Source organism: Enterovibrio qingdaonensis (assembly GCF_028683135.1).
Classification (GTDB): domain Bacteria; phylum Pseudomonadota; class Gammaproteobacteria; order Enterobacterales; family Vibrionaceae; genus Enterovibrio; species Enterovibrio qingdaonensis.
Map to the genome: position 1 here is coordinate 103368 of NZ_JAJUBB010000013.1, position 23621 is coordinate 126988.

Annotated in this window: 28 protein-coding genes; 6 read left to right on the plus strand and 22 right to left on the minus strand. The window is 45.0% G+C overall.

Features of this window, described 5'->3' with window-relative positions:
* Positions 1-3: 3 nt before the first annotated feature.
* The 4 genes from lpoB to hinT all read right to left on the minus strand — a co-directional run bounded on the left by lpoB (position 4) and on the right by hinT (position 2801).
* On the minus strand, positions 4-594 hold the full coding sequence (gene lpoB, locus LRP49_RS16970) for a penicillin-binding protein activator LpoB (protein ID WP_274143500.1): 591 nt from the start codon (positions 592-594) through the stop codon (positions 4-6).
* Between the two features lie 22 nt (positions 595-616).
* Positions 617-1006 carry a YcfL family putative periplasmic lipoprotein gene (locus tag LRP49_RS16975; protein WP_274143501.1) on the minus strand — a complete coding sequence of 130 codons (390 nt, stop codon included), beginning with the start codon at positions 1004-1006 and terminating at the stop codon, positions 617-619.
* Positions 1006-2385: a COG3014 family protein gene (locus tag LRP49_RS16980; RefSeq protein ID WP_274143502.1), complete on the minus strand. Its 1380-nt coding sequence runs from the start codon at positions 2383-2385 to the stop codon at positions 1006-1008. Before LRP49_RS16980 ends, LRP49_RS16975 begins: the two co-directional genes overlap by 1 nt.
* Positions 2386-2450: 65 nt before the next feature.
* Positions 2451-2801 carry a purine nucleoside phosphoramidase gene (hinT, locus tag LRP49_RS16985; RefSeq protein WP_274143503.1) on the minus strand — a complete coding sequence of 117 codons (351 nt, stop codon included), beginning with the start codon at positions 2799-2801 and terminating at the stop codon, positions 2451-2453.
* A 451-nt stretch (positions 2802-3252) separates the two neighbouring features.
* On the opposite strand from hinT, the gene LRP49_RS16990 reads away from it, so the two are divergent.
* Positions 3253-5256: a methyl-accepting chemotaxis protein gene (locus LRP49_RS16990; RefSeq protein ID WP_274143504.1), complete on the plus strand. Its 2004-nt coding sequence runs from the start codon at positions 3253-3255 to the stop codon at positions 5254-5256.
* An 88-nt stretch (positions 5257-5344) separates the two neighbouring features.
* Here the strand turns inward: LRP49_RS16990 and LRP49_RS16995 are convergent, their stop codons facing one another.
* Together LRP49_RS16995 and LRP49_RS17000 are read right to left on the minus strand one after the other, a co-directional pair.
* A complete protein-coding gene (locus tag LRP49_RS16995) occupies positions 5345-5785 on the minus strand; it encodes a hypothetical protein (RefSeq protein ID WP_274143505.1) in 441 nt (146 codons plus the stop codon).
* A gap of 87 nt (positions 5786-5872) precedes the next feature.
* Entirely contained in the window at positions 5873-6916 is a 1044-nt protein-coding gene (locus LRP49_RS17000) for an NAD(P)H-dependent flavin oxidoreductase (RefSeq protein ID WP_274143506.1), read from the minus strand.
* Between the two features lie 402 nt (positions 6917-7318).
* On the opposite strand from LRP49_RS17000, the gene LRP49_RS17005 reads away from it, so the two are divergent.
* Together LRP49_RS17005 and LRP49_RS17010 are read left to right on the plus strand one after the other, a co-directional pair.
* A complete protein-coding gene (locus LRP49_RS17005) occupies positions 7319-8194 on the plus strand; it encodes a glycoside hydrolase family 17 protein (protein ID WP_274143507.1) in 876 nt (291 codons plus the stop codon).
* 63 nt (positions 8195-8257) lie between these two features.
* Positions 8258-9163, plus strand: coding sequence for a glycoside hydrolase family 17 protein (locus LRP49_RS17010; RefSeq protein ID WP_274143508.1), 906 nt, complete (start codon positions 8258-8260; stop codon positions 9161-9163).
* 93 nt (positions 9164-9256) lie between these two features.
* Here the strand turns inward: LRP49_RS17010 and LRP49_RS17015 are convergent, their stop codons facing one another.
* The 7 genes from LRP49_RS17015 to LRP49_RS17045 form a co-directional block, all read right to left on the minus strand.
* Positions 9257-9640, minus strand: coding sequence for a GFA family protein (locus tag LRP49_RS17015; RefSeq protein ID WP_274143509.1), 384 nt, complete (start codon positions 9638-9640; stop codon positions 9257-9259).
* Between the two features lie 251 nt (positions 9641-9891).
* Complete coding sequence (locus tag LRP49_RS17020; protein WP_274143510.1) at positions 9892-10416, minus strand: DinB family protein; 525 nt, start codon at positions 10414-10416, stop codon at positions 9892-9894.
* A gap of 14 nt (positions 10417-10430) precedes the next feature.
* Entirely contained in the window at positions 10431-11630 is a 1200-nt protein-coding gene (locus LRP49_RS17025) for a serine hydrolase domain-containing protein (RefSeq protein ID WP_274143511.1), read from the minus strand.
* Positions 11631-11656: 26 nt separating this feature from the next.
* The gene (locus LRP49_RS17030; RefSeq protein WP_274143512.1) at positions 11657-12238 is read right to left on the minus strand and encodes an NAD(P)H-dependent oxidoreductase; all 582 of its coding nucleotides are present in this window, start codon (positions 12236-12238) and stop codon (positions 11657-11659) included.
* Between the two features lie 229 nt (positions 12239-12467).
* Complete coding sequence (locus tag LRP49_RS17035) at positions 12468-12947, minus strand: GNAT family N-acetyltransferase (protein ID WP_274143513.1); 480 nt, start codon at positions 12945-12947, stop codon at positions 12468-12470.
* A 57-nt stretch (positions 12948-13004) separates the two neighbouring features.
* A complete protein-coding gene (locus tag LRP49_RS17040) occupies positions 13005-13475 on the minus strand; it encodes a GNAT family N-acetyltransferase (protein ID WP_274143514.1) in 471 nt (156 codons plus the stop codon).
* Positions 13476-13852: 377 nt separating this feature from the next.
* A complete protein-coding gene (locus tag LRP49_RS17045; protein WP_274143515.1) occupies positions 13853-14347 on the minus strand; it encodes a hypothetical protein in 495 nt (164 codons plus the stop codon).
* A 204-nt stretch (positions 14348-14551) separates the two neighbouring features.
* On the opposite strand from LRP49_RS17045, the gene LRP49_RS17050 reads away from it, so the two are divergent.
* The gene (locus tag LRP49_RS17050; protein ID WP_274143516.1) at positions 14552-15259 is read left to right on the plus strand and encodes an SDR family NAD(P)-dependent oxidoreductase; all 708 of its coding nucleotides are present in this window, start codon (positions 14552-14554) and stop codon (positions 15257-15259) included.
* Positions 15260-15467: 208 nt separating this feature from the next.
* Here the strand turns inward: LRP49_RS17050 and LRP49_RS17055 are convergent, their stop codons facing one another.
* Entirely contained in the window at positions 15468-15938 is a 471-nt protein-coding gene (locus LRP49_RS17055; RefSeq protein ID WP_274143517.1) for a pyrimidine dimer DNA glycosylase/endonuclease V, read from the minus strand.
* Positions 15939-16340: 402 nt separating this feature from the next.
* Between LRP49_RS17055 and LRP49_RS17060 the strand changes: the two genes are divergently transcribed.
* Positions 16341-16523, plus strand: coding sequence for a hypothetical protein (locus tag LRP49_RS17060; RefSeq protein WP_274143518.1), 183 nt, complete (start codon positions 16341-16343; stop codon positions 16521-16523).
* A 116-nt stretch (positions 16524-16639) separates the two neighbouring features.
* On the opposite strand, the gene LRP49_RS17065 is transcribed toward LRP49_RS17060, so the two are convergent.
* From LRP49_RS17065 to LRP49_RS17075, 3 genes are all read right to left on the minus strand, one after another.
* Positions 16640-17605, minus strand: coding sequence for a hypothetical protein (locus LRP49_RS17065; RefSeq protein ID WP_274143519.1), 966 nt, complete (start codon positions 17603-17605; stop codon positions 16640-16642).
* A gap of 193 nt (positions 17606-17798) precedes the next feature.
* On the minus strand, positions 17799-18239 hold the full coding sequence (locus tag LRP49_RS17070; protein WP_274143520.1) for a GNAT family N-acetyltransferase: 441 nt from the start codon (positions 18237-18239) through the stop codon (positions 17799-17801).
* Positions 18240-18500: 261 nt separating this feature from the next.
* On the minus strand, positions 18501-19457 hold the full coding sequence (locus LRP49_RS17075; protein WP_274143521.1) for a GlxA family transcriptional regulator: 957 nt from the start codon (positions 19455-19457) through the stop codon (positions 18501-18503).
* Positions 19458-19645: 188 nt separating this feature from the next.
* Here LRP49_RS17075 and LRP49_RS17080 point away from each other — a divergent pair, with 188 nt between their 5' ends.
* A complete protein-coding gene (locus LRP49_RS17080; RefSeq protein WP_274143522.1) occupies positions 19646-20692 on the plus strand; it encodes an alpha/beta hydrolase in 1047 nt (348 codons plus the stop codon).
* Positions 20693-20803: 111 nt separating this feature from the next.
* Here LRP49_RS17080 and LRP49_RS17085 read toward each other — a convergent pair whose 3' ends face one another.
* The 5 genes from LRP49_RS17085 to LRP49_RS17105 all read right to left on the minus strand — a co-directional run bounded on the left by LRP49_RS17085 (position 20804) and on the right by LRP49_RS17105 (position 23436).
* Positions 20804-21187 carry a hypothetical protein gene (locus LRP49_RS17085; protein WP_274143523.1) on the minus strand — a complete coding sequence of 128 codons (384 nt, stop codon included), beginning with the start codon at positions 21185-21187 and terminating at the stop codon, positions 20804-20806.
* A 192-nt stretch (positions 21188-21379) separates the two neighbouring features.
* Positions 21380-22261, minus strand: coding sequence for an NAD-dependent epimerase/dehydratase family protein (locus LRP49_RS17090; RefSeq protein ID WP_274143524.1), 882 nt, complete (start codon positions 22259-22261; stop codon positions 21380-21382).
* 116 nt (positions 22262-22377) lie between these two features.
* On the minus strand, positions 22378-22725 hold the full coding sequence (locus LRP49_RS17095; protein ID WP_274143525.1) for a DUF3024 domain-containing protein: 348 nt from the start codon (positions 22723-22725) through the stop codon (positions 22378-22380).
* Positions 22726-22888: 163 nt separating this feature from the next.
* Complete coding sequence (locus tag LRP49_RS17100) at positions 22889-23191, minus strand: type II toxin-antitoxin system RelE/ParE family toxin (protein ID WP_274143526.1); 303 nt, start codon at positions 23189-23191, stop codon at positions 22889-22891.
* A complete protein-coding gene (locus tag LRP49_RS17105) occupies positions 23179-23436 on the minus strand; it encodes a type II toxin-antitoxin system Phd/YefM family antitoxin (protein WP_045974123.1) in 258 nt (85 codons plus the stop codon). Before LRP49_RS17105 ends, LRP49_RS17100 begins: the two co-directional genes overlap by 13 nt.
* Positions 23437-23621 lie beyond the last annotated feature (185 nt).

Here is a 23621-nt window from a genome sequence, read left to right on the forward strand (position 1 = left end):
GTATTACCAGCCTAAAAACGCCTTAGATTGCTTCTTACGGATCTCGGTTTCATCAGCCCATTCAATCAAGCCTGTTTCCAAATCCATTAAGCGCATGGTCATTTTGTAGTAAACATCTTCGTCACTGCCGTCACGTTTTACAATGCTCGCGAGGTTGCCATACAACATGTACTGAGCACCTACCATTTTACCGAACTGGATAGCAGTGCCTGGGTTAACCAATGCGTCGTTGTTTTGGAAATCCAGTTGCTCTCGAACTTGCTCAACGCGCGTCATATCAACAAAGCGGAATTTCCCTGATTTCAGCATACGCGTACTGATGCTGTCAGTGACCGATTCTGTATCAATATGCTCAGCCGTTTTATTCTTGATTGACTCAACAAACACGATAGGACGGTTATCACGAGTAATTGCCCCTACGGCACCTGAAGACAGCATGCTGTCCGTCATTTCCACAGCAATGGTTTGAAGGTCTGTTGAGCCAAACTCGATAGTGGTTGTCTCGACTTCCTGCGCATCACCGTAACTCACTTTTTGCGAACAACCGCCAAGTACCAGAGCCGCGCCTACTAGCGCAATCACGCTTTTATTCATTCTGATTTCCTGTTTTCGTATATCACTGAATGTTACGTAATGACACGCGGAAGTTGGTTGCATTGGAATTCAACGCAACGCCCTGCAATGTCACCGAATCACCGGCGTAAACAATAAATGGTTTCCAAGGTGAGTTACCATTGTCCACTTCCAAACCTTGCGCGTCATACCAATTAAATCGGTATTGAAGGTTTTGCACATCACTGCTCTTATTGGTTACCTTCACTTGCGCAAGTAGTCGATCATTTATGACACTGGTTTGTGCATTGCCAAACTCTAACGCTTGACCAAGCATGGTGTTACTCAGCACAACATTTTGATTTCTACTGTCAATACTAATTCCAGTTTCTGAATTTGTTGCACAACCTGCCAACAAAAGCACTGCTGAAACCAATGCTACTGCATACCGCATTAGACCCCTCCTAATGTTCCTTGCCAGTCCACCACTTCCCCACTTGCCGTTGACAGCCAAAGAAGTGTTGTCCTTTCGGGTGTTAAATTCACTGTTATCGTTTTTCCGTTAATCTTAAGCTCATGCTGGCCAGGACGCATATAGCCGCTGTACAGACTTGCTCTTGCGGGTAACGTTTGCCAGCTTCGCGTGTCTGGCTGCTCACTTACCGCGTTATACACACTGGTAAGCAGGCTGCCCAAGCCCGATTCATCGTTCTTAGAAATGGACTTGTGAAATTCATTTTTAGCCACGACCCTCAGAATTTGGCGTACAGCCATACCTGGCATAGCCTCATTCAGCGCGTGTCTTGCCATCGCGTTGACATCCGCCAGCGCATCTAAGCGGATCGTCTTTCCGTCTAAACTGAAAGACAGCGGCTGCATTTCCCTCTGTTTAGCATAATAAGGCAACGCCAAGGTGTGAGACTCGACGTTCCCATTATTGTCTGTCAACCAGAGCGGCAACCGCCAACCTAATCTTGGGTCGACCCATCCATCTTCTGCGAGTACGACTAACTTTGCCGATCCTTTTGCAGGCGGTGAATAGTCACCGTACTTACGTTCAAGTAACGTTAAATCGTTCTTGCGTCGCTGTTTCGATGCAATACGCATAGCTGCTTCAGCAACATATTGATTATCGGGCGCAACTGCAAGTGCTCGATTGTAATCAATAAATGCGCTGTTCTCATTGCCTTCAGCGTCATAGAGTAATGCCGACAAGTAAAACAAGTATGCATTCTGGACCGCACCTAGCGTACTACCTGCATCAGGATACCGAGACAATATTGCACCCACATTGTCCGAAATGCCGTTTTCATGCGCACTTTCCTCGGCCAAGGTCAGCTCTTTATCACGCAGCTTTTTTGCTTCTTCTTGAATTTGCTTTGCACGCCTGACTTCAACGAGCGCGCCTTGCAGGTCACCCTGCTCTAAATAACTTCTTATTAAATATAAATGCAAGAAGCCTAGCTCATAAGACGGTGCGACATACGTCAGCATATTGTCGTTGGTTGCCAGCGCACCGACTTGGTTAAACCCTTCAGATATTTGAATAGCCGCCTGATTCGCCTGTTCTTTCACCGCAAGATCCGCCAGATCTAACGCTTCACGCGTCTGTGCGTTGTCTCCCGCCAATAGCGCAAACCGTGACCTTTCCAATTCATCCAGCACCTCACCACCAGCACCTGCTGGCAATGCGTCTATGGCCTGCGAAAACGCCCCTTGTTGCGCCAGTGAGCGTGATTCAGCAAGCCCTGCAGAATAATGACTAAACAGACCTTGCACTGACATATTGGCGCAACCCGCCAACCCAATCGTAAGCAGGCTAGCCAGCGTCATCTTTTTAACAGACGAAAAAGAAGCCCTGCTAAACAAAGCGAGGGCTTTTTGTGATTCTGATTTCATTAGCCGAGAAGTAGTGGTCCCAGTGGGCGGCCACCGAGCAAATGCATGTGAATATGGTAAACCTCCTGACCGCCATGAACATTACAGTTCATGATGAGGCGGTAACCGTCTTCAGCGATGCCTTCTTCAGCAGCCAGTTTACGAGCAACGGTGAACATGCGACCCATTGCGGCCTCATCTTCTACTTCGATGTCGTTAACTGTTGGGATAAGTTTGTTTGGAATGATCAAAATATGGCTTGGCGCACGAGGGTTAATATCGCGAAAAGCCGTGACAAGGTCATCTTGATAAACCACGTCAGCCGGAATTTCCTTGCGAATGATTTTACTGAATATGGTTTCTTCAGCCACGAGCTGCTCCAAATTAATGATTTCAAGGAGGTGTAAGTATGCTTTACCCCGATAAATTGAGCAATAATGAACACTGTTTTTATGGGAAAATCGCGATTTGCGATCGTACTTTCAGTTTTGTTTACGATTTAAACAACACATAAAGACAAACCCAACGGAAGTATCACCAACTAGACGTTTATTAATCAAAGTCTCAACAAATTTGCGTCCTACTTCAAATTGTCGGAAGCACAGCGATTTTTTACCATAAAGATTCTGAAATACTTGCAGATGATAAGAAAAGCAAAGCGTTACACCGCGTAGTGCGTGTCACTACAGTGTCGCTTCAATAATCAAAGCAAGTTTAGCAATCTTGATTCTTTCTCGATTGCAACACCAAGCAACCGACCGTTTGTTGTAGTCCGGAAGCAAAGAGGGATGCACCAGTCAAAAACTGGTGGGAGGAATAAAAATGGCAAAGAAACGACAAAGTTCTGTAATCCGCAGAATGTATGCAGGGTTTGCAGTGCTGGCCGTCAGCCTTGTGGCGACCAATACACTCAACCTAAATAGCTCTCAAAATATCCACGACCAGTTAGAGGTTGTGACCTCCGAAGCACTACCCTTAGTTTCTATGTCTAACGATGCAAGTGTTAGTCTTCTTGCTGCAGACAAAATCTTCAAAGATTACCTCACAACCAGTAATATCCATCAAAGTACAGAGGTCCTTGAGAGCTTCGAAGCCGCAAGGAAAAAATTTGACGTTGCCCTGAAAAAACTGGATGAAGCTTCGGCCAGCCAGCCCGAGTTAGCCAACCAACTAAAGCAGTTGCGTGAAATTGAAACCCGTTACTTTACCGAAGCAGCAACCGCCATTGACAATTATCAACGTCAACAAGCAGCTAAAGCTGAAGGTGTCACGGCAGCGCGCCAATTCCAGCGCATGAACACGCAGCTTGCACTTGGCATGCAGGATTTCATTGCGAACAACGGCAACAACACCGTCAAAATCATCTCTAAAACCTACTTTAAAAAGCTTAACGAGACTGAGACCCATACCTCCGACGCACTGGCCAGCACCAGCTTGGATGACGTAAATAAAGCGATTACGGAAAACAAACGCAGTATTCGTCAGTTGAATTACTCTTTCCGTTCGTTAACTTCTCAGCTTCCTGATTTAACAGACAAATTCCAGAAAGACCTAGACCTCTTCACGAAAGACGTAAGTCGTGAAGGCGGTGTACTTGACCAGCATTACGCTTACCTAGTCGCAACGAATGAGCTGTACGAAAATATCGGCGTACTCGCGGCTGAAGTTGACAACGCAATGTCGATCCTTACCTCTTTCCGCACCCAAGCTGAAGTTGTAATGGCTGACTCCATCGAAAACGCAAATAGCGTCTTTAAGAAAGGGGTTCAGCAAACCGTCTTTATCGGTGTGCTGATTCTTGCTGTCACCGTTTTCATTGGTTGGAACATTGCACGTAGTGTTCGTAAACCACTTAGCAATACCCTTGTGGTACTTGAAGCCCTCACAGACGGCGACATGACACAACGTATTGACGTCAAAGAGCATAACGAGTTTGGTCAGCTTGGCGACCATATCAATACCCTCGCCTCTAACTTGCAAGGTATTCTCCGACAGCTTAGGGACGCCGCAGAAGATCAGGCGCAGGTGGCAGCGCAAAACCAATCAACCACCCAAACAGCGAAATCACAGCTTAACGAACAGCGTCAACAAACTACGGCGGTTGCTGCTGCAATGACTGAAATGGAACATTCCGTTCAAGACGTTGCAAACAGTGCACAGCAGACCATGGATAAAGTTATGGAAGTGAGTGATGCTGCCGCTAAAGGCCGCGAGATCATGACCCGTAGCATCAGCACGACGCATCAGCTTTCTACCCGTCTTGACGAATCCGTTGCTGTTGTTTCTTCGCTGCAAGAAATGACATCCAGCATCGAAACCATTCTCGATGTTATTAGTAACATCGCCGACCAAACTAACCTACTCGCCCTGAACGCAGCGATTGAAGCAGCACGTGCGGGCGAACAAGGTCGCGGATTTGCGGTCGTCGCTGATGAGGTTCGTGTGCTGGCGAAACGCACGTCTGATTCAACATCTGAAATCGAAGACATGATTAGCAAGCTGCAAACACAGTCACGTGACGCAGTATCTGTCATGCAAGAATGTGTTGATGAAATGAGTAACAGCGTAACACAAGCGTCTGATGCTAACTCTGCCATGGAAGAGATCGAAGCCATCATCATGATGATCAGCGACATGAGCAGCCAAATTGCTCAAGCCGCTGCGGAGCAACGTACCACGTCTGCCGATATTGCCCGTAACGTCGAGCACATTAGCTTTATTGCCGACAGCAGTTACAACGCAATGCAGGATGTTGCCAGTGCGAGCGACCGACTAGATGAGCAGGCTGAAACGCAAAACAACCTGGTGCATCAGTTCACCGTGTAAGGTTCACAACAAGGTTTTAAAGGGCATCGGAATGATGCCCTTTTTTTGTTCTGCCTGATTCCAGCGTAGTGCTGCACAGTAGGGACAATCAACGCACAAAGAAAAGCTGTTTTACTTGGTCGTTAAAGTCAAAGGTATTCAGGATCCAGCCATCATAAGGTTTGTAAAAAATAAACCGCCAAACCATCACGTGCTTTTCAAACTTCTGCAGGTAGGTGTACTGAATCATGGAATCGCCAAGCACTTGCTGTGAAATAAAATCAAACCCTATCGACTTTCCAAATCTTGCATTAATGGCAGGTTGTTGCACCGCGACTCTTGCCACTTCTGCATTAAATTCTGCTTTTGAAATCGGAATGTAGGGCCTCATCAAATTGATACCCTTTTCCATTTTGTCTTTGCTGACTTGCTCCATAATGCGGTCAGTCAGTGCTTTCGCAGCTTTGTAACTTGGTAAGGTTTTGACATCAGCAGAAAATGACATACTGCTGAACATCAAAAGAAAAGCAAAAGCGATTAAACGTCTCATACATCCCTCTCTGAATAGCCTTTATCCATCAAGACTTTAATTACTATATCCAGATCGGGTTACACATGATGTCTCAAAGCTAACATCTCATGCTGATATTCCCTTAACCAACGAATCCATGATTGATTTAGCACTGCCACTTTTAATGCCTTTTGCATTAGTACCACACCAAAGTGGCGTGAAGTGCTCCAACCCTTTGGCCTCTGCTGCAGCCCTGAGAGGTGTCATTTCTATGGAGGGGTACGGAAACGCAGGAACACTTGTATTCATATTTCCGAGTTCTAGCATCGCCTTATTAACAATTCCGCGTGCAGGACGACCTGAAAATATATTGGTGATTGCAGTGCGTTCAACGGCTTCACTTTGTATCGCCTGTCGATGGTAACGCGAGGTTTTTGCTTCATCACTTAATAAAAAAGCACTGCCGATCTGCACGCCATCGGCTCCTTGCGACATGATGTCGAGCACGTCTTGCGCCGATGCGATTCCACCAGCGGCGACAATCGGAACGGAAAGATGACGAGCTAACACGTCAACGAGTACCGTCGTTCCGATTTGGCACTCAAGATCATTACTTAAGAACATGCCTCTGTGACCACCCGCTTCTATGCCCTGCGCTATCACCACATCGCAACCATTAGCCTCAAGCCAGAGCCCTTCTTCCAGCGTCGTCGCAGACGACAAGACCACAGCCCCCCACCCTTTTACTCGCTGCAATAATTGCGGTTCCGGTAAACCAAAGTGAAAACTAATAACAGGGGGCGCAAAGGGCTCCACAACATCGGCAATATCATGATCAAAAGGCAGGCGTGACGCACTGTTCCCTAGGCGTTTTTCATCGACACCAAACGTATTAAAATAACCCGTGAGTTTTTTACGCCAAAGGCGATGTTTATCCTCATCAAAAGGCAGCATCTTATGGCAAAAAAAATTCAGGTTATATGGCTTCGTAGTGGCTGTTTTTATTCGCCCCACTTCATTGGCTATCGCCTCTGCATCGAGCATCGCACAGGGCAAAGACCCCAAGCCACCCGCCTCAGAAACCGCGATGGCTAATTCAGCGTCTTGGACGCCCGCCATTGGAGCTTGGATAATAGGAAATTCAATTCCCAGATATTCCGTGATTGTCATAACTCGGGGGCTTCCTTTCGCATATTGGAAGGTTAACTAGACATTATCGTCACAAAACCAAACACCTCTTGGCAACCATTACGCAACAAATATGCTAGCTCTGTACATTAAATCAAGCTGCTGTTTTTATGCAATAAACCGCCATTTCCGGCCGAAAAATTCCCACTTTAGCGTCACACGTAACACCTACGCACATTTGTGATCGAACCTACCCTTCCCTCAAAAACGTGTTGTCTATTTGGACCTATATGGCAAAACTTCAAAAAGAAAGCGCTTTCTTTTTGGTCGTCAACGCGAATAACACCTGAAGTCAGCAGAGAAAAATACGTCTGGAAAGCCAAGAAAGAAGAGGCTGAATCCAAGGCATGGAAGCCCATGTTATATCCGTAGGGAGTTAAAAAAGTGTCGAGTAAGCTGTATCAGCCCGCTCTGGGTGGTGTAAAGGATCTGGACGCGCTAAAGCGTAAGACCACCGAGATCCTCAATGAGAGAATCCACGGCATTTCGTTCAGCCCGTACATCGAAGGACAAGGTCCGGGTTCAAAAATCAGCGAAGAACAGATCGAAGAGAGACTGAGCATCATCAGTGACAATGTTAACTGGGTGCGCTCATTTTCCTGTACCGAGGGTCACGAGAATATTCCTCGCATCGCCAAAGCCCGTGGCCTCAATACCATGGTAGGAATTTGGATTGACGACAATAGAGAGAAAAATGAAGAAGAAATCCAAAACGCCATTGACGTCGCCAAAGCCGGTCATGTAGATATCCTTGCCGTCGGAAACGAGGTCCTCCTCCGTGAAGACATTCCAGAGCAAGAGCTAATTGCATATATCAATCGCATCAAAGAAGCCCTTCCAAATGTCAGCATCGGTTATGTCGACGCCTACTTTCTGTTCGAAAACCATCCGGCTGTTGCAGATGCCTGCGATGTCATCCTGACAAATTGTTACCCCTTTTGGGAAGGCTGCCCAATCGAATTCGCTGTGCCTTACATGAAAGAAATGTATCGCCGCGCCAAAGCAGTCGCAAAAGGCAAACCTGTCATTGTGTCAGAAACAGGATGGCCAAACGAAGGCATCGCAGAACGAGGGGCAGAACCCTCTGAGTTGAATGCACTTCGCTATTTCGTCGACACCTACCAATGGGCGGAAGAAGAAGGCATTGAAGTGTTTTATTTTTCTTCGTTTGACGAAGCGTGGAAAGTAGAGAAAGAAGGTGCTGTCGGCGCCTACTGGGGCCTCTGGGACAAAGACGGCAAATACAAATACCCGGTTTAACACATTCTTAAGGTAATCAACCACCACACGGTTGGAAATACGCAATATAAGGTAATGCGCGCTATGGAATACAGAAACGCTATTTGTTACTCAGGCTATCGTGAAGGTCAGAACCCTCGTGAGGGGATCTACCCAACCTACAATGAGATCAAAGAAGACCTGATTATTCTCTCCAAAAACTGGCAGGCTCTGCGTCTTTATGACTGCAGCCATCACGCCCGTTTAGTGTTGGACGTTATTCGCACTGAAAAGCTGGATTTTAAAGTCATGCTGGGTGCAGACGTCGCCGCAGAAATGAATAACCCAGGCTGCCCATGGGGAGCCCAATTCAGCGAAGAAATGCTCGAAGAGAACCGTCGCCACAACCATCAAGAGATTCAGCAATTGATCGCGTTGGCCAATGCCTTCCCAGACATTGTTGATTATGTCTCTGTCGGTAACGAGGCGAGTGTCGAATGGACGGATCACCTCATCTCCGTTGAGAAGCTGGTCGAGCACGTGAAAACAGTTAAATCCAACATTTCCCAGCCTGTTACGTTCTGCGAAAACTATGTGCCGTGGACTTACAAGCTCGATGAACTCGTTGCCGAATTGGATTTCATTTCCCTGCACACCTATCCAGTTTGGGAATACAAAACCCTTGATGATGCGCTTGAGTACACCAAACAAAATTACTACGCCGTGGCAGACAAATACCCGAACAAGCCTGTGATCATCACAGAAGCAGGTTGGGCTACCGCCTCTAACGGTCGTGGTATTGAAGAGTGGAATGCCTCAGAAGAGCTTCAGGCGGCCTATTACGAACAATTACTGGAGTGGACCCGTAAAGAGCAGATCCTCACCTTCGTATTTGAAGCATTTGATGAGCCTTGGAAAGGCGATGCTCATCCTCAAGAGCCTGAGAAACATTGGGGCCTGTTCAAAGTAGACCGCACACCGAAATTGGTGATGCAAGCGCTCTACGGCTAAACAGGTAACGCTCAACAATATAATTCAAACACAAAGAGGCGGATCAACCGCCTCTTTTTTCCCGACTGTCCACGCATCACTCGCTCGACACGGTTACAGGTTTATCCCTTCACCCGGCTCATGAATGCCACTTGTGACGGTCACATTCTCCACATCATAGGGATTCACGCCTTCTAGGCACGCCACATTTATCCCATATTGATACGGGTTCGAACGACGTTGATGGTGGGTATATATCCCACAACGTTTGCAGAAATAGTGCTTTGCTGTCAGCGTATTGAATTGATAGAGGGTTAAAAACTCTTCACCTCGCGTCACCATCAAATCTTTAACGTCAACTGAAGCCATGACCGTGCCTCGCTTTCGGCACATAGAACAAGAACACCGTCGCGCATCCTCTAGTCCATTCGGCATTCTCAGCTCAAGCTCTACAGAGCCACAGTGACACGTTGCTTTATGTACCTGTTTGATATCCATATCGTTCTCCTTCACATAGAGTCAATCTCAATGCGCGTCTTTGACCACAAAGAAGTCATGCACCGTGGGCGTGGCTATAAGCGCAGAAGTTACATGGTAAATCGGTGTCATTTCGCTCTTTTCGAAGAAGAGCTCCACCTTTAAAGCATAGTAAAGTCCCACAAATTCAACAGGTTTTGCATTTCGTATCACATGACTGGATTATCAAGGTTTGAATACAACCACGAAAAGGGCTTAGCCTTGCAAACACGCTATTCGCGCAATAAGCCAATCAGGTCTGTAAAATAGTCACTCTCTCCGCTTTGGCTTAACAGAGTTGTAAATTGCCCACGGTGATGGGTTTGATGGTTAAAAAAGTGAAGCAAAACGGAGGGTAACGGGTCTGAAAACATCGCCCCAGATAGATTTCGATAAGTGACGTGGCCTTCAAACTCTGTCGCATCAATGCCTTCGACCCATTCTAGAATCAAAGCATCCAGTGCTTTGCGGCCATTTTCCAAATCATCCAACGTCGAGCAGAAGTGGACTTTATTTGATGTGGCCGTTGGAAAGACTCCTAATCCTTTGTCCAAATCCACCGCGCTTTTCACCGACGTAAAACGGGCCAACCAAAGCAAATCGCCCGTATAAATGTGGCTTAGGGTATGGAAGGCACTGCCAAAAAATGCACCTTTGTCCGCGTAGAGATCGTTATCTGTCATCTCTCGTGCTTTTGTATACAAGGCTTCATTCATCCATTGGTTATACCTTGCCAGCAGAACAAATTGTGCTTTCATTTCAAGTATTCCTTTTAAACATTTGGCTCATATTTGACCCTGTTAAGACCAATCGCTGGCAGAATATAGTCAGCAATAAGCTCGAACGGGTAATCTTCGTCCTGACTAAGAAATGCACCGGATGTCATAACAAATACCAATTGATAATCAGGGAATATATACAGCTCTTGACCACCCGCTCCTCGCATTCCGGCGACCTGAATACGCTCTCCTCTTACCGTCAGCGTTGGAAACCACCAGTTGTGGCCATAGGCAATACTCTTGTCTTTCCAGAACCGTCCCTTTGGCTGCAAACTTTCTTCAGCCCATTCTTCAGAGAAAATACGCTCGCCGTCCCACTCGCCCTTATTCAGATAGAGCTGCCCTAACTTTGCGAGGTCACGTGTGCGAAGGTAAAGACCCGACGAGCCTAAATACTCGCCCGTCTGCTCATGGGCAAACCAGTCGTAATTTGAAATGCCCAGTGGTTGAAAGAGTGCTTTATCGGCATAGTCGCGCAAATTCGTCCCCGTTACTGCTTCGACAACGCCCCCAAGCAGAACGCTCATCGCGCCTTGATACGTAAATACATCACCGGGCTGGTGTGCTACCCCTTTATTAAACACATACGTATACGGCTCTGGAGATAACCACATATTTAGCGCATCGCTGTTTTCCGTACGCCACTCGCTCCAATCTAAACCGCTATTAAAATTCAACGCGTGTTCCAGCGTGATATTGGCCTTTTCCTCTGCATTTGGAATCAGGCTTTGATCAAAAAAGCCGTAAAGTGGCAGATTGGTATCAGAGATTGAAGACTCATGGAGCAAGCAGCCAATAAGCGTTGCGACGACTGTTTTCGAGATAGAGCGCATTTGATTCTGCGTATCAGCAGACGGCGGAAAATGGCGAGGCATGGGTAACCCATCGTTATCGCTCATCACACGGTAATACTGCTCGAACACAAGATGACCATTTCGGATAATGGCAATTGATTGTACTTTTTTGGTTTTTCGTATCGTCAAGTGGTTATGCAATTCAACGAGCGTTTTAGGATCAAACCCTTCAGCTTCTGGCGACACGGTATTCCAATCTTTTTGCTTGGAAGCCTGTGTCCATTGAAAGTTGTGTAAATCAGGCTCTGGAAGATAAAACGCAAACCAAAGAACAAAAAAGATAAGCCCAGAAATAAACAGCGCAATAAACCCATTTTTGAAGAAGGGGTTATCTAGCATTAGGCAGTACTCCCTCGCAAGCCGCATCAAAATGCGGATTTAATTCTTTCGACAAACTGCTTTGCACGCTCTTCTGAGACATTTTCACTTTTATAGAGCGACAACATGGTGAACCGACACCGTTTTGCGCACGCCCCTAACAACGCAATGCGGAGTATTCGCTTCACGGGCTGCCACAATACGAAGGTGTCTACCCACCAAGGCGAACCCAATGTCGTTATCACTTTGACTTCTTTAAGATTTCTAAGCTTTGGCGTGATTGCACCTAAGTCATCAGCATGATCATAGGCGTGACCGGGGGCCCAAACACGGTCAAACCAACCTTTTAGTATCGCAGGGAAGCCAAACCACCACGTAGGAAAAACCAACACCAAACTTTCGGCCCTTACAAGCTGCTCAATCTCCTTTTGGACACACGATGCGTCAAACGAATCGGCGTAATAGCTTCGTCTTTCACTTTCGCGCAATGCGGGTTCAAATGCCTTGTCATAGAGGTCAAGAACCTCAATGTCATAACCTTTCGCTGTTAGATGCGCGATTGTTTCTCCGCTCAGATAATGGCAAAGACTTGACGTTTGGGGATGAGCCAGCACAACCAGACATTTCACTGCGAACTCCTTTACGGCTTGTTGAACAGACAGCACGTATTGACGTTGATGAACATTGATATATTGGATAACTGTACGTGGGGAAGATGAGAAGGGAAAAAAGGCGTGAGTAAGGCTAGCGTTCGGTCGCAAAAAACGTGGGTGAATTTCAGTGGAATGGCAGCAGGTTGTTACGTCTTTTTATGTGTACGAATCCACGCTGTTACTGCCTTCATCACCACGAGCCGTTTTAATCGACACGGCCTAGGTTCAGTTTCATCTCAACCACATTCGGCGTGAAACCCAATTTCTCATAAGCGCGTATTGCGGGTGTATTTCCGGCATAAACGCGCAAGTAGAAGTCGGTAACTGACCGTGCTCGACTCCAGGCGAGCAGGTAATCAATTACCCATTGATTGATCCCCTGCCCTCTATAACTCGGGTCTACATACATGAAGTCTAGGTAGCAATCAACGTCATGACTCAGAGCGGGATTCGACGGCCGTATCTGCCCAAAACCCGCGCCAATAATCACAGCGTCTTTTTCGACAACGATAAGACAAACATCGTTGTTCGAAATTAAACTGTCGAAATCATAGTATTTAATGTTGTCAGGCTTCATGCTTGCATTGCACGCCCTTTCCGCCTCAATAAGAGATTGCTCAAACGCCAAGAGCGTCGGGACATCCTCGCGTGTGGCTTCTCTCACTAAATACTCGCTATTGCTCATGACGTTTTTACTCCAGACGATACTGTTATTGAGGCGATATCGACAAAACAGTGACGTTTATACCTTCACGTTACGGGCGATCATCAATACCTCATCAGCAGAGTAAAGGTTGGTGATCGTCGCTTCAATCTCCGCACCCAGCGTGCTTTTATACAAATCCTGCGCAAAATTATCAGCACGAGTGGTGACCATGACATGCTTAATTACAGCCTGTCTTTTTGCCAATTGCTGCTTCACTAGAGGGAGTGACTCAACAACCAACTTACGCCCAATGCCTTGACCATGAAAATCAGGTGATACCGCCAATTGTTCAAGCTCAAGCACCGCTTCTGGGCGAAAACCACTTTTCTGATTCCAGATAATATAGCCAACCACCTGGGCATCTAGTTCAGCGACATAAATTAAAAAGCGAGGAAACGCATTCGCGTTACATTGAATCCACTCTTGCGAGTGTCCTTGTCGGACAAAAGCGGCTTTATGAACAAGTGCAGTGGCAGGAATATCTTCTTCACGGATCAAACGAATCATTGATTCAAACTCTGGAATAAAAACACGGCTGAATCATAACGAGAAACCATCATCCATACTCGCATAAAAACGTGGCTGACTTGGCAAATTGATAACCTTCTGCCGTTCGTAGTCTGCTTAGGCCAAAAACTATTCGCCTATTTTCACATTTCTAACGAGAAAAGCCGCGTGGATGCTCTCTGAGTAAAACCGTTCAATTTCAGTTCATTAAGCTTACATTTCAATTTTTAAATGATGTGTAAAATCATGAAGCCCTTTACGGTGAGTAGCACGTAAATGTGCACATCACACTTCAGTCATGAGTATAAAAATGTATAGCTAAAATCAGTGGCTATAATGCGAAATCTAAGAGGTTATCGACACCATTTATGTCATTGTTAGGGCTCTTTTTTCTTCCTGCAACCCGCGAGAATCAGAAAGCCTAAACAGATCAAAACCCCCAGTCCCATCCAACCAAGCAACCTACTATTTTCAGCATATCTCTCTGCCAACGCTGAATGGCTCCTAACCGTCACGCCATTTTGTACCAATTCATAAATTGTATGGTATTCATTTTGATCAAATGGGGGTGAGTGAGAATCCGTTTGATCGTATAAAACACTAATCAAAGCACCTCTTTGCGCCAAAGCACGCTGGACTTTACTTATTTGACCTCCAATTGAATGATAAACGAGATGAGTATCATCCTCTTGAAATTTAAAGCGAATAGTATGCCCATACTTTCCTGTCGCTTTCACCCAATCAATGTGCCCCTCTAATTTTGTCAAATGGCTAGGATTAGGGATGTTACCGCTAATCGAGGACGCTATTAGCAACCCAACACCCAATAAGGCGGCCAAAACCGCTACATTTTTCAAATCACTGAAATTCATATGGGCTCCGATACTTCCTTTTCAACTCAACGCACTGTTGAGGGGTCAGTAACACGAACAATCAACAAAAGCCGTTGTTACCATACATTTAAATAAAGCAGCCCGTAAATGCCAAGTGTTGCGAATCATTCCCAAGATGCTAAATAGCTGAATCATCATTGTTAGACTATGATTTATCCAACACTGGACATTGAGTATAAGCATTTGAATATTCTAATTATTGGGGGGAGTGGCGGAATTGGGAAAGCAATAATTAAACACATCACACGCTCATTCCCTGAAGCGTCTGTATATGCGACGTACCATTCGACATTACCCGAGTTAAAACAAAGCAACATCACATGGTTTAAAACCAACACATCACTAGATACCGACATAAAAGAGTTGGCAGAAAAAGTGCCGAGTCTCGATATCCTGATCAACGCAGTAGGCTTTTTACATACATTCGATCAAAAACCTGAGAAGTCAGTTACTCAGTTTACCGTCGACTTCTTCAACCAAAATTTGAACGCAAATACCCTACCTACACTATTGCTGGCAAAACACTTTTCAACACACCTAAAGGCGAAGAAGCAGACTTACTTTATTTCACTGTCGGCGAGAGTCGGGAGCATTGAAGATAACGAACTAGGCGGTTGGATTAGCTATCGTTGCTCCAAAGCAGCACTGAATATGGCGATCAAAACGATTAGTATCGAGTGGAAGTTCAAGCTACCTAACTGCTGCGTTTTCGCCTTTCACCCCGGAACGACTGACACACCATTATCAGAACCTTTCCAGAAGAACGTGCCAACACACAAACTATTCACGCCTGCTTATGTGAGCCAACAGCTATTCAAACTCATCGATAAAACCCGCCCGACTGACACAGGGAAGTTTTATAGCTTCAATGGCGAGGAACTCCCTTGGTAACTAGGCGCAACTATTTCAGCGTATGTCGACAAAGCTAGGTGGCAATCGGCAAATTCTAAAGGGCGGTGTTTCCGTTATGTTGAGGGACACTCCCGATTTAAACGACCTACGTTTCTAACCCGCTTAAAAAACAACAGCTCAAAGCCAGTCCTATTGGACACAGCCACGCGCGCACCTGTGCCCGACAGCCCGAGAAATGTTCTATGAATCAGGTGGTGCTAAACCAATAAGGCACAGATCTCTTTGTCCACTTTGCGAAACTCTTTTTATCACCCATGTAAAACTGTCGATAAGCGGTAACGGGATCATCCATGACCTTATAGGGTTGAGGCATTGCCTGTGCAAAAGGGGTCAATCCGATGGATGGATACGTTAACTCCGAAATTTCAGGCAAAATAGACATCGACTTGTGGTCGACAGCTTTGTCGTAACGCCATCTATATTCATCATTCAGTGCCACAGTAAGCGATGTTAACCACAAAAAGTTATCGTACGATTCTTCAACCCATAGCACACACGGATGCTTTATATGTGTTGATTTGTAAGGGGTATCAAACCCTTTTTTGTTCAGAGCCGTACACAAAATTTGCACGCTTTCTAAGATCATTTTGACGACATGTTGATCACAATGAAATTGAGCGCATTTTTCAATATCATGATCCAATACAAAAATATTCATATATCTCTCCTCTGGATACAGGAACGAGATATCTTGCTAAAGCGATCACTCTTGAACAATGTGTGGGGCTTAAACTCGCTTAACCATCAGTAAATCAACGATAAGAGAAACATCGTCGTTCGAAATTAAACTGTCGAAAATCTAGTATTTAAAACTTGTCAGGCTTCATGCATTGCATTGAACGCCCATTCCGCCTCAATAAAAGATTTCTCAAATGCCAAGCGCGTCGTGACATCCTCGCGTGCTTTTATACAAATCCTTCGCAAAGCTATCTGCGCAGATACTCTCGGAGTAAAAGCGTTCAATTTCAGTTTATTAAACTTACATTTCATTTTTAGGTGATGCGGCAAAACATGAAACGTTTTACGGTGAGTAGCACGTAAACCCCCACGGAGAGATGAAATGAAAGTGCTCATTCAATACACGCAGTCGGGCAAATATCGAGACCAGGCATGGAGTGGATTTTCAATGCGATCCAAAGGTGAAATTCAAGCGGTCACGCCTTCTTATGCCGCGCAATTAATCGAACAAAACAAAGCCCGCCTTGTAAAGAACGAAGACGAGCAGATCATCTTCCATAAGTAACTCGCATAATGAGCTCTCTATAGAGCTCATTCTTTACGACAATGCCAAGACACAGCATCCCGTCGAATACCATGTCATCCCTTGATTTCTGCGCTTTGACTTAGGCTCCAATCACATTACGCCGTCGCCACAGAGCGGTAAAACAATCGCTCGTACCGCTTCCCTTCCACCAGCCGCATCAACCGAGATATCACGCCGACCAACACCAACGCGAAAACCAACCGTCCCCAGAAAATAGCGGTGAAATCCGCACCAATTACCAACATCAAAAGCGTATCTTCAATCAGACTATGCAACAGCCCTAGCAAGGTAATAGCGGTAAAAATATCTCTAGGTGGTATGTGCCCTTTTTGGGCCTCGTTGATAAGCAAACCACCGCCGTATGAAAGACCCAACGTAATGCCAATTAAGGTCAGATTCGTCGCCTCTTGGCTAATGCCCAGCAAGCGGAGAAAAGGGCTAAGGGCTTTTGCAATAAGCTTTTCAATGCCTAAGACCTTAAGCGTATTCAGCACTAGAATAAGCGCAACGATAATCACGAAGACCAAAATGAGGTTCTGTATCTGACTTATTCCCCAATCAGCCAGCGTGGTTTCCCCGACTCTCGTAGGCTGCCAGATGATGCTTGCCTGCTCTTGAAGCGAGCCTGTTGCGCTGTAAATTAAATGAAGAATCCAGCCAAAGAGCAAAGCACCACCGACGCGCGTGAGAATGCTCCACCAGACTGAAACACCAGACTTTTTCGCCAGACCAACCTCAATAGGCATAGAGTGCGCAAGTAAGATCATGCAACTGAGAATTGAAGCTTGGGCTACCGACATGGTCACATCGGTATTAATCAGGACGACAAGCGCAGAGTAGATATTCACAAAGATAGCCGTTGCCCAGACCAATCCCATTTCACTGGGAAGACCAATCGCATTCATCAATGGCGCAATAAAATGGGAAAACCAGATAACTCCGCCGAATTCCTCGAAGACCTTCACCACGATAATGGTTGGGATCATCACCTTATATAATGTGAGTGCCACATTGACACTGTCAGACAAGGTTCGCCGGAAAAACTGAACTACCTTTTGCATGCACCACCTCCTTGTTGGCCTAAGAAACGCCATGATAAACCGAGCTGGGGGAATGGAATTTCCAATTGCCAAGATTATTGGGCTTACTATACCCAAACAGCCGCCTTTGGGACTGAAAAGTATGTCCTTTAAATATCAGTAGGTGCAAAAAACCTTTTAAACTCGCTCGCCGCGCATCGTCATACGTTTAGAGCTAAAGTGATAGACACAACTCTACTTCACGTCCTTCAACCCAATGACCTGTTAGCACAAAACCGCAATTTAGATAAAAACCTTTAGGGCTTGTTGGACCGGCAACTACGCTTGTATACAGAGAAGATATTCCAAACTCTTTAACCAGTGCCAATTTCAACAGATCCACAGCAATACGCCCATAGCCCTTGGACTGGTGAGATTTGTCTAACATGAATCGCCAAAGCTCAAATTTACCTGACACTGTATCTGCGTTTACTAAAATAAAACCTATGGGATTATTGCCGAAGTAGATCCCCCTAAACCAAGGAAAGTTCATGAAGTTCGCTTCAGCTAACGAAATTGCATTGCTATCGACATGGTTTAGCTGATTTGGAGCAACCTCCAACTGGCAGATTTCATAGAAATTGTCGCTATTTATATGTCTAAGTTCGATGTTCATGCTGCTAATTTCCCTTGAAAAACATAACTCGGCCGTAAACAGAGAGAAGCACAGAAACGAAAAAACAGGCTGCACTTAACATAAAAACCAAGAAAAAGATCAGTTTTTCCACTACAACAACCCCTTAAATCAACTTACTGACATTTCTCCTCATCAAGGCCGAACTATTGTCGCAACACGAAATGCCTGAAGACTACCCACCTGCCACTAAAATGGATTACTTCTTGTTTTCAGTTGTAGCCTAATGATTTTTGAACATTGTCAGCAAAAATGCTCCCGATACTGCGATGCACTGACAGAAAAGTATTTTTGAAACAGTCGGCTTAACACATCAGCACTGTTGATACCGACTGTATCGGCCACCTGTGCCGTATTGAGGTTTCTGTTTTCAAGCATAAGGCAAGCACGATGAACCCTAACTCGCTCGACGTATTTTGCCGGCGAAATCTTAAGTTCTTTAGTGAACACTCGAGAAAAATTTCTCGCGCTCATATTTACTAACTTCGCTAGCCTTTGAACGGAAAGGTCTTGCTTTATGTTATTGTTTATATAGGTGCAGGCTTGGTTTATTTTGTCGTTATTTATGCTTTGGCTTTGAAGAATATCTGAAAACTGTTTTTGTCCGCCTGGTCGCTTAAAGTATATGACCAAGCCTTTAGCGATATCTAAACTTATCTCTCTACCACAGTCTTCCTGTACGATTGCCAGTGCTAAATCCATACCCGCAGTGACACCCGCGGACGTATAGATATTCCCTTGTTTAACAAAAATGGCATCTTTTACAACGTCTAGACGAGGGTTGGTCGATTGAAGTCGATGCCACAGGGACCAATGGGTAGTCGCTTTTAGTCCATCCAAAAGCGTTGTTTTCGCTAAAATGAGTGCGCCGGAACAAATTGATATTATTCTCTCTACCTCTTTGCTCTGCTCACTGATGTAATCGACTATATTTCGCTGTGTCATCGCAAGATCAGAGCCTACTCCACCGACAATCACCATCGCATGAAATCCTTTTAACGACGCGAAGGGCTGAGTCGCAACAACAATACCCGATGAGCTAGCAACTAATCCGCCTTCAGGAGAGAAAATAACATTTTCATACTGCGCTTTTCCGTCAATTACAGCGAGGTCAAAGACTTCTAAGGGGCCTGTTAAATCTAACGATTGGAAACCTTCAAAGCAGATAAATGCTATTTTTTTGGGTGCTGAATATGTCAATCCTTGTCCTATTTCATCGTACGTATGTCATTTACGCCAATGTTAAGCGCTTTTACACTTGGCTGCAACATGTGAACCCAGACACCGTTTCACGTTCGTAACAAACGGAATTTACTGAATACTCTGCTTAACAGAAAAAGCAGTGAATTCGCTCAAAAAAATTAATGGAATGAATATAGGTATGACAAATGATCACGGCTAAAAAACTGATATTGAATATACTGCTTTGCCTTGTTTTCTACTCTCAAGCTACGATTGCCCAAGAGTCGGCAAGTCAGTTACAAACCATTACGGTAGAGAGTCAATCTTTAAAGGGAAACCGCCTTAACATTAGCACGTTGCGAGAAGTGATTATTTCACTCCCACCTTCCTATTACAGCAGTAACAAAGAATACCCTGTTGTTTATTTACTACATGGTTTGGGCGGTAAGGCAAATTCTTGGTTATCTGAAGATGATACGCAGCCTAATGTACAGAAAAGCTTAGAAAGCTTATATGCAGATAACAGCATCGAAGAGATGATCGTCGTCATTCCGGACAGTTACAATGAACCCTTCTTAGGGGGATGGTATTCAAATTCAATCTCGGGCGGAAATTGGGAAGATTATATCGTTAAAGACTTAGTCCCTTACATTGATAAGGAATATCGCACTAAAGCAAACAAGTCTCATCGTGGTATTACTGGTCATTCAATGGGAGGTTTTGGTGCGTTTAAATTAGGCATGAAACATACCGATCTTTTTGGTGCGATCTATGCCATGAGCACACCGTTAGTCACAAACCCAGGGTATAACTACATTACACCTGAAATGGACTTCAACGTGATCAATCAAACATTTAGTAAAGAGAAAGATCAATGGCAATGGGTAGATAAGTTTTACTATTCATTGGCTATCATGTTCGCCCCTGATAGCAACGCCCCCTTTTATGCGCAGGTGCCTATCTCAACTAAACAGATTTCTGACATTGAAAGTCAAACTATCGCTAGCTTGTTACCACTGCACCAAGAAAAACTCAGAAAATCGGCTCCGATTATTAAACTAGATGTAGGAATTAATGATGGCATGCTCATTGATGAGGTAAGGGGATTTTCTGCCTTATTAAATAATAAAGGCATACCTCATGAATATAGTGAATATGAAGGTGGCCATGGCGACAAATTGCCCCTACTTGTTAAAACTGAGCTATTTCAATTCTTCTCACGAAGCTTTGATCAACAACAGAGCCAACTATAAATAAAGTAATGACCAAAATGCACCTTGGTAAATCAAGGTGCAATGATGACATGCGTTATGCACAATATTGAAAATACTATTGCTTAATGGCCGGCGAAGGGCCCACATGTGTTATACGTTCGGCAGTACTTTGAAATCTCGCTCTTGAACCTGAGTTGGCTTCAGTAAAACTGGCGAATCTACAAAGAATACTGCTCTAGCCCCTGCCCCCAACACTGCCTCTTTAAACGCTCTGATTTCGACATTGGTGTAGCCGCCATCCGAGGCTTCCAAAAGATGTACTACTGCTACTGGTGCCAATGAGAAAAGTGACTTAGGTATTAGCTCTTGCGATATGCCAATTAAACACGCCTGAACAGCAAAGAAATCTCCCATTAATGATCTGGGATGAGCGAGTGCTAAACATCCTTTTACCAATGTTTTGTTAGTTTCAACATGAAGAGCGGTGACCTCACCCTTCCTAAATTGGTAGTAAATGTGATTTTTCTTAAACACTAAATCTTCCTTGAACGTTTAACATTAGAATAACGGGCGTTTACTACCCCAAACTGATTGAAACACCTAAATCGCAGCGTTTCTATGAAAAAAATGCGCCACGAGTAGACGACTTTGTTGTTCGAGAGCATTGGCTGCGAATGCAGCCAAAAGAATGCGATTGCCTATTGACTGGAGAAGGGCTAATACGTGTTAGCTACGTTTCAAAACTGGTAATACTTCTGCTGTTTCAGTATCTAGCATTTCCAAAACACGTTCAAAACCATGTATAGGTGACCAACCTAATTTCTCACGTGCGGACGATGAATCATAGACGCGATCTAGGCGTTGAGGTAACTGCCAATTTCTTTGTTTAAATGCTAACGCGATTTCTGGGCACTTTCGCGTGATGACAGCTCCGGCATCAGTGTATAGCGCTTCGCAATCAGACAGATGAAAAGGTGTTGCACCTGAGATGATAAAACGATTAAAACCGCCTAAGCGTTTTTCCACAGCACATAAATGAGCATTTGCTACATCGCGAGCATCAATACCACGGGTTAGACGAAATACAGCCATTACATCCGCAGGCTCAGGAAAGCATCTCGACATTTGCAGCACAGTTACTGGAAGCTGAAACAGATTTGAAATTTCTTCTAGCTTAGTTTCAGCCGCAATTTTACTTTTATGATAAATAGACTTGGGTTGCGGAGTAACTTCCTCATCAACCCAGCCGGCAATATTTTTAGGCGTCGAAGCATAGCCGTACAACGCAGTCGTACTAGTGAAAATAAAGTGCTTAACACCTGCTTTTACCCCAGCCAAAGCCAATTTCTCGGTCGCATCTACGTTGATAGATTGAAACTCTGAATCAGGTACTAAACCAACATGAGGCGCATGAAGAGCCGCTGTATGAACGATGACATCAATATTTTCAAGAACCTCTTCAATCAGAGCACTATCACGGATATCACCAATGTAATCGGCTGTTGAACACGGTGTTTTATCAATGCCAACCACGTCATGCGTTCGCATTAATTTAATATAGATTGCACGACCTACCCTACCCGCAGAGCCAGTTACCAAGATTCTCATTACGACACCTTACTAATGATTGACCTCAAATCAGCTAACGTTTCGCATAAACGGCGAGCGTGTTTTGCGAGTCCAGCCCCCCACAGAGAGCGATGTTTGATGGCATTGTTATGTGATTAACCGAAAAAGCATCCGTATTCATCTTTGCTAACGGTTTCGAATACTGCCTCGGCGGTTTTCACCTGACTTACAGGCTCGTAACTATGCCATTTGAGGTCTTGGCGCATCCAGTATATTTTCCAGATACCTTGAGTGCGAACAAAAGTGGCCTTTGCAAAAGGGTATTCTTCTTTAGAGCGAGGGTCGTTCCAAATTGGTCGTATTTCGAATATTACTATTGATTGCCTATCCAAATGCCATCCAATATCCAATTTCGAGCGTACTTCTGGTGGCGGACGATGAGTGGCAAGAAACACTGTAGCGGCCTTTTCCACCCTTTTTACTTCCAACTCGCTAAGAGCCATATGCCTGTACCTCTGCTCCTATCACATACGCCAAATTAAGGTGTGAACAATGCTACCACCCTACTTAAGCCATTGTGCCATAGACACTAAGCCAGCTTGAAGTGAAAGCACCGAGCGTTGTGAATTACTCTTAAATTTATTGTTAGCCGCTCATTCACAAAGGTTATTGCTTGCTCAATAGGAACTTACGCAAGTCTCTCTCAGCACGCATAACAAACAGAATAAATACTTTGTCGCCGTCTTGTTTATAGAAAACGCGGCACGGATTAACTACAACTTCACGATAGCTTAGATGTTCTAGTTCAGGGGGAATGCGACCCGATTCAGGGAAAGCCTCTAAGCGCTCGACGTTAGAAAAGATCGTTTGAACCAATTGTTTTGCAGCTACGGTATTTTCAAGTGCGATGTATTCAGCGATATCATTGAGGTCGGATAGTGCCGGCTCAGTCCAGATTATTTCAGCCATTTTGACATTTTGTCCTTGGCTTCATCGTGACTCACCACTTTACCGTCCGCTAATGCACGTTCACCTCGTGCAATCCCCTCCAGAATCGCCAAACGATTTTGCATAAACTCGTAATCATCGACATCAACCAGATATGCCGATGGCTTACCATGTTCGGTAATTAACACTGGTTCTTTAGTTTCGTGGAGATCGGCAAGGATTTTTGTTGCTTGACGTTTGAGTGATGTAACTAGTTCTACTTTCATGAGAGCTGCTCCAAAGGAATACTAAAGTGATACTATTCTGTCACTTTGAGTATAGCAAGCTCCATGGCGGCTAACGCCTTGTTAAGGTGTGAGGCACGCAATACCGAAGCTTCCGCATACCACCTTAAACACTAAAACCAACGCATGGTAAAAATGCCACGCGTGCCGAATCACTCTTGAACAAT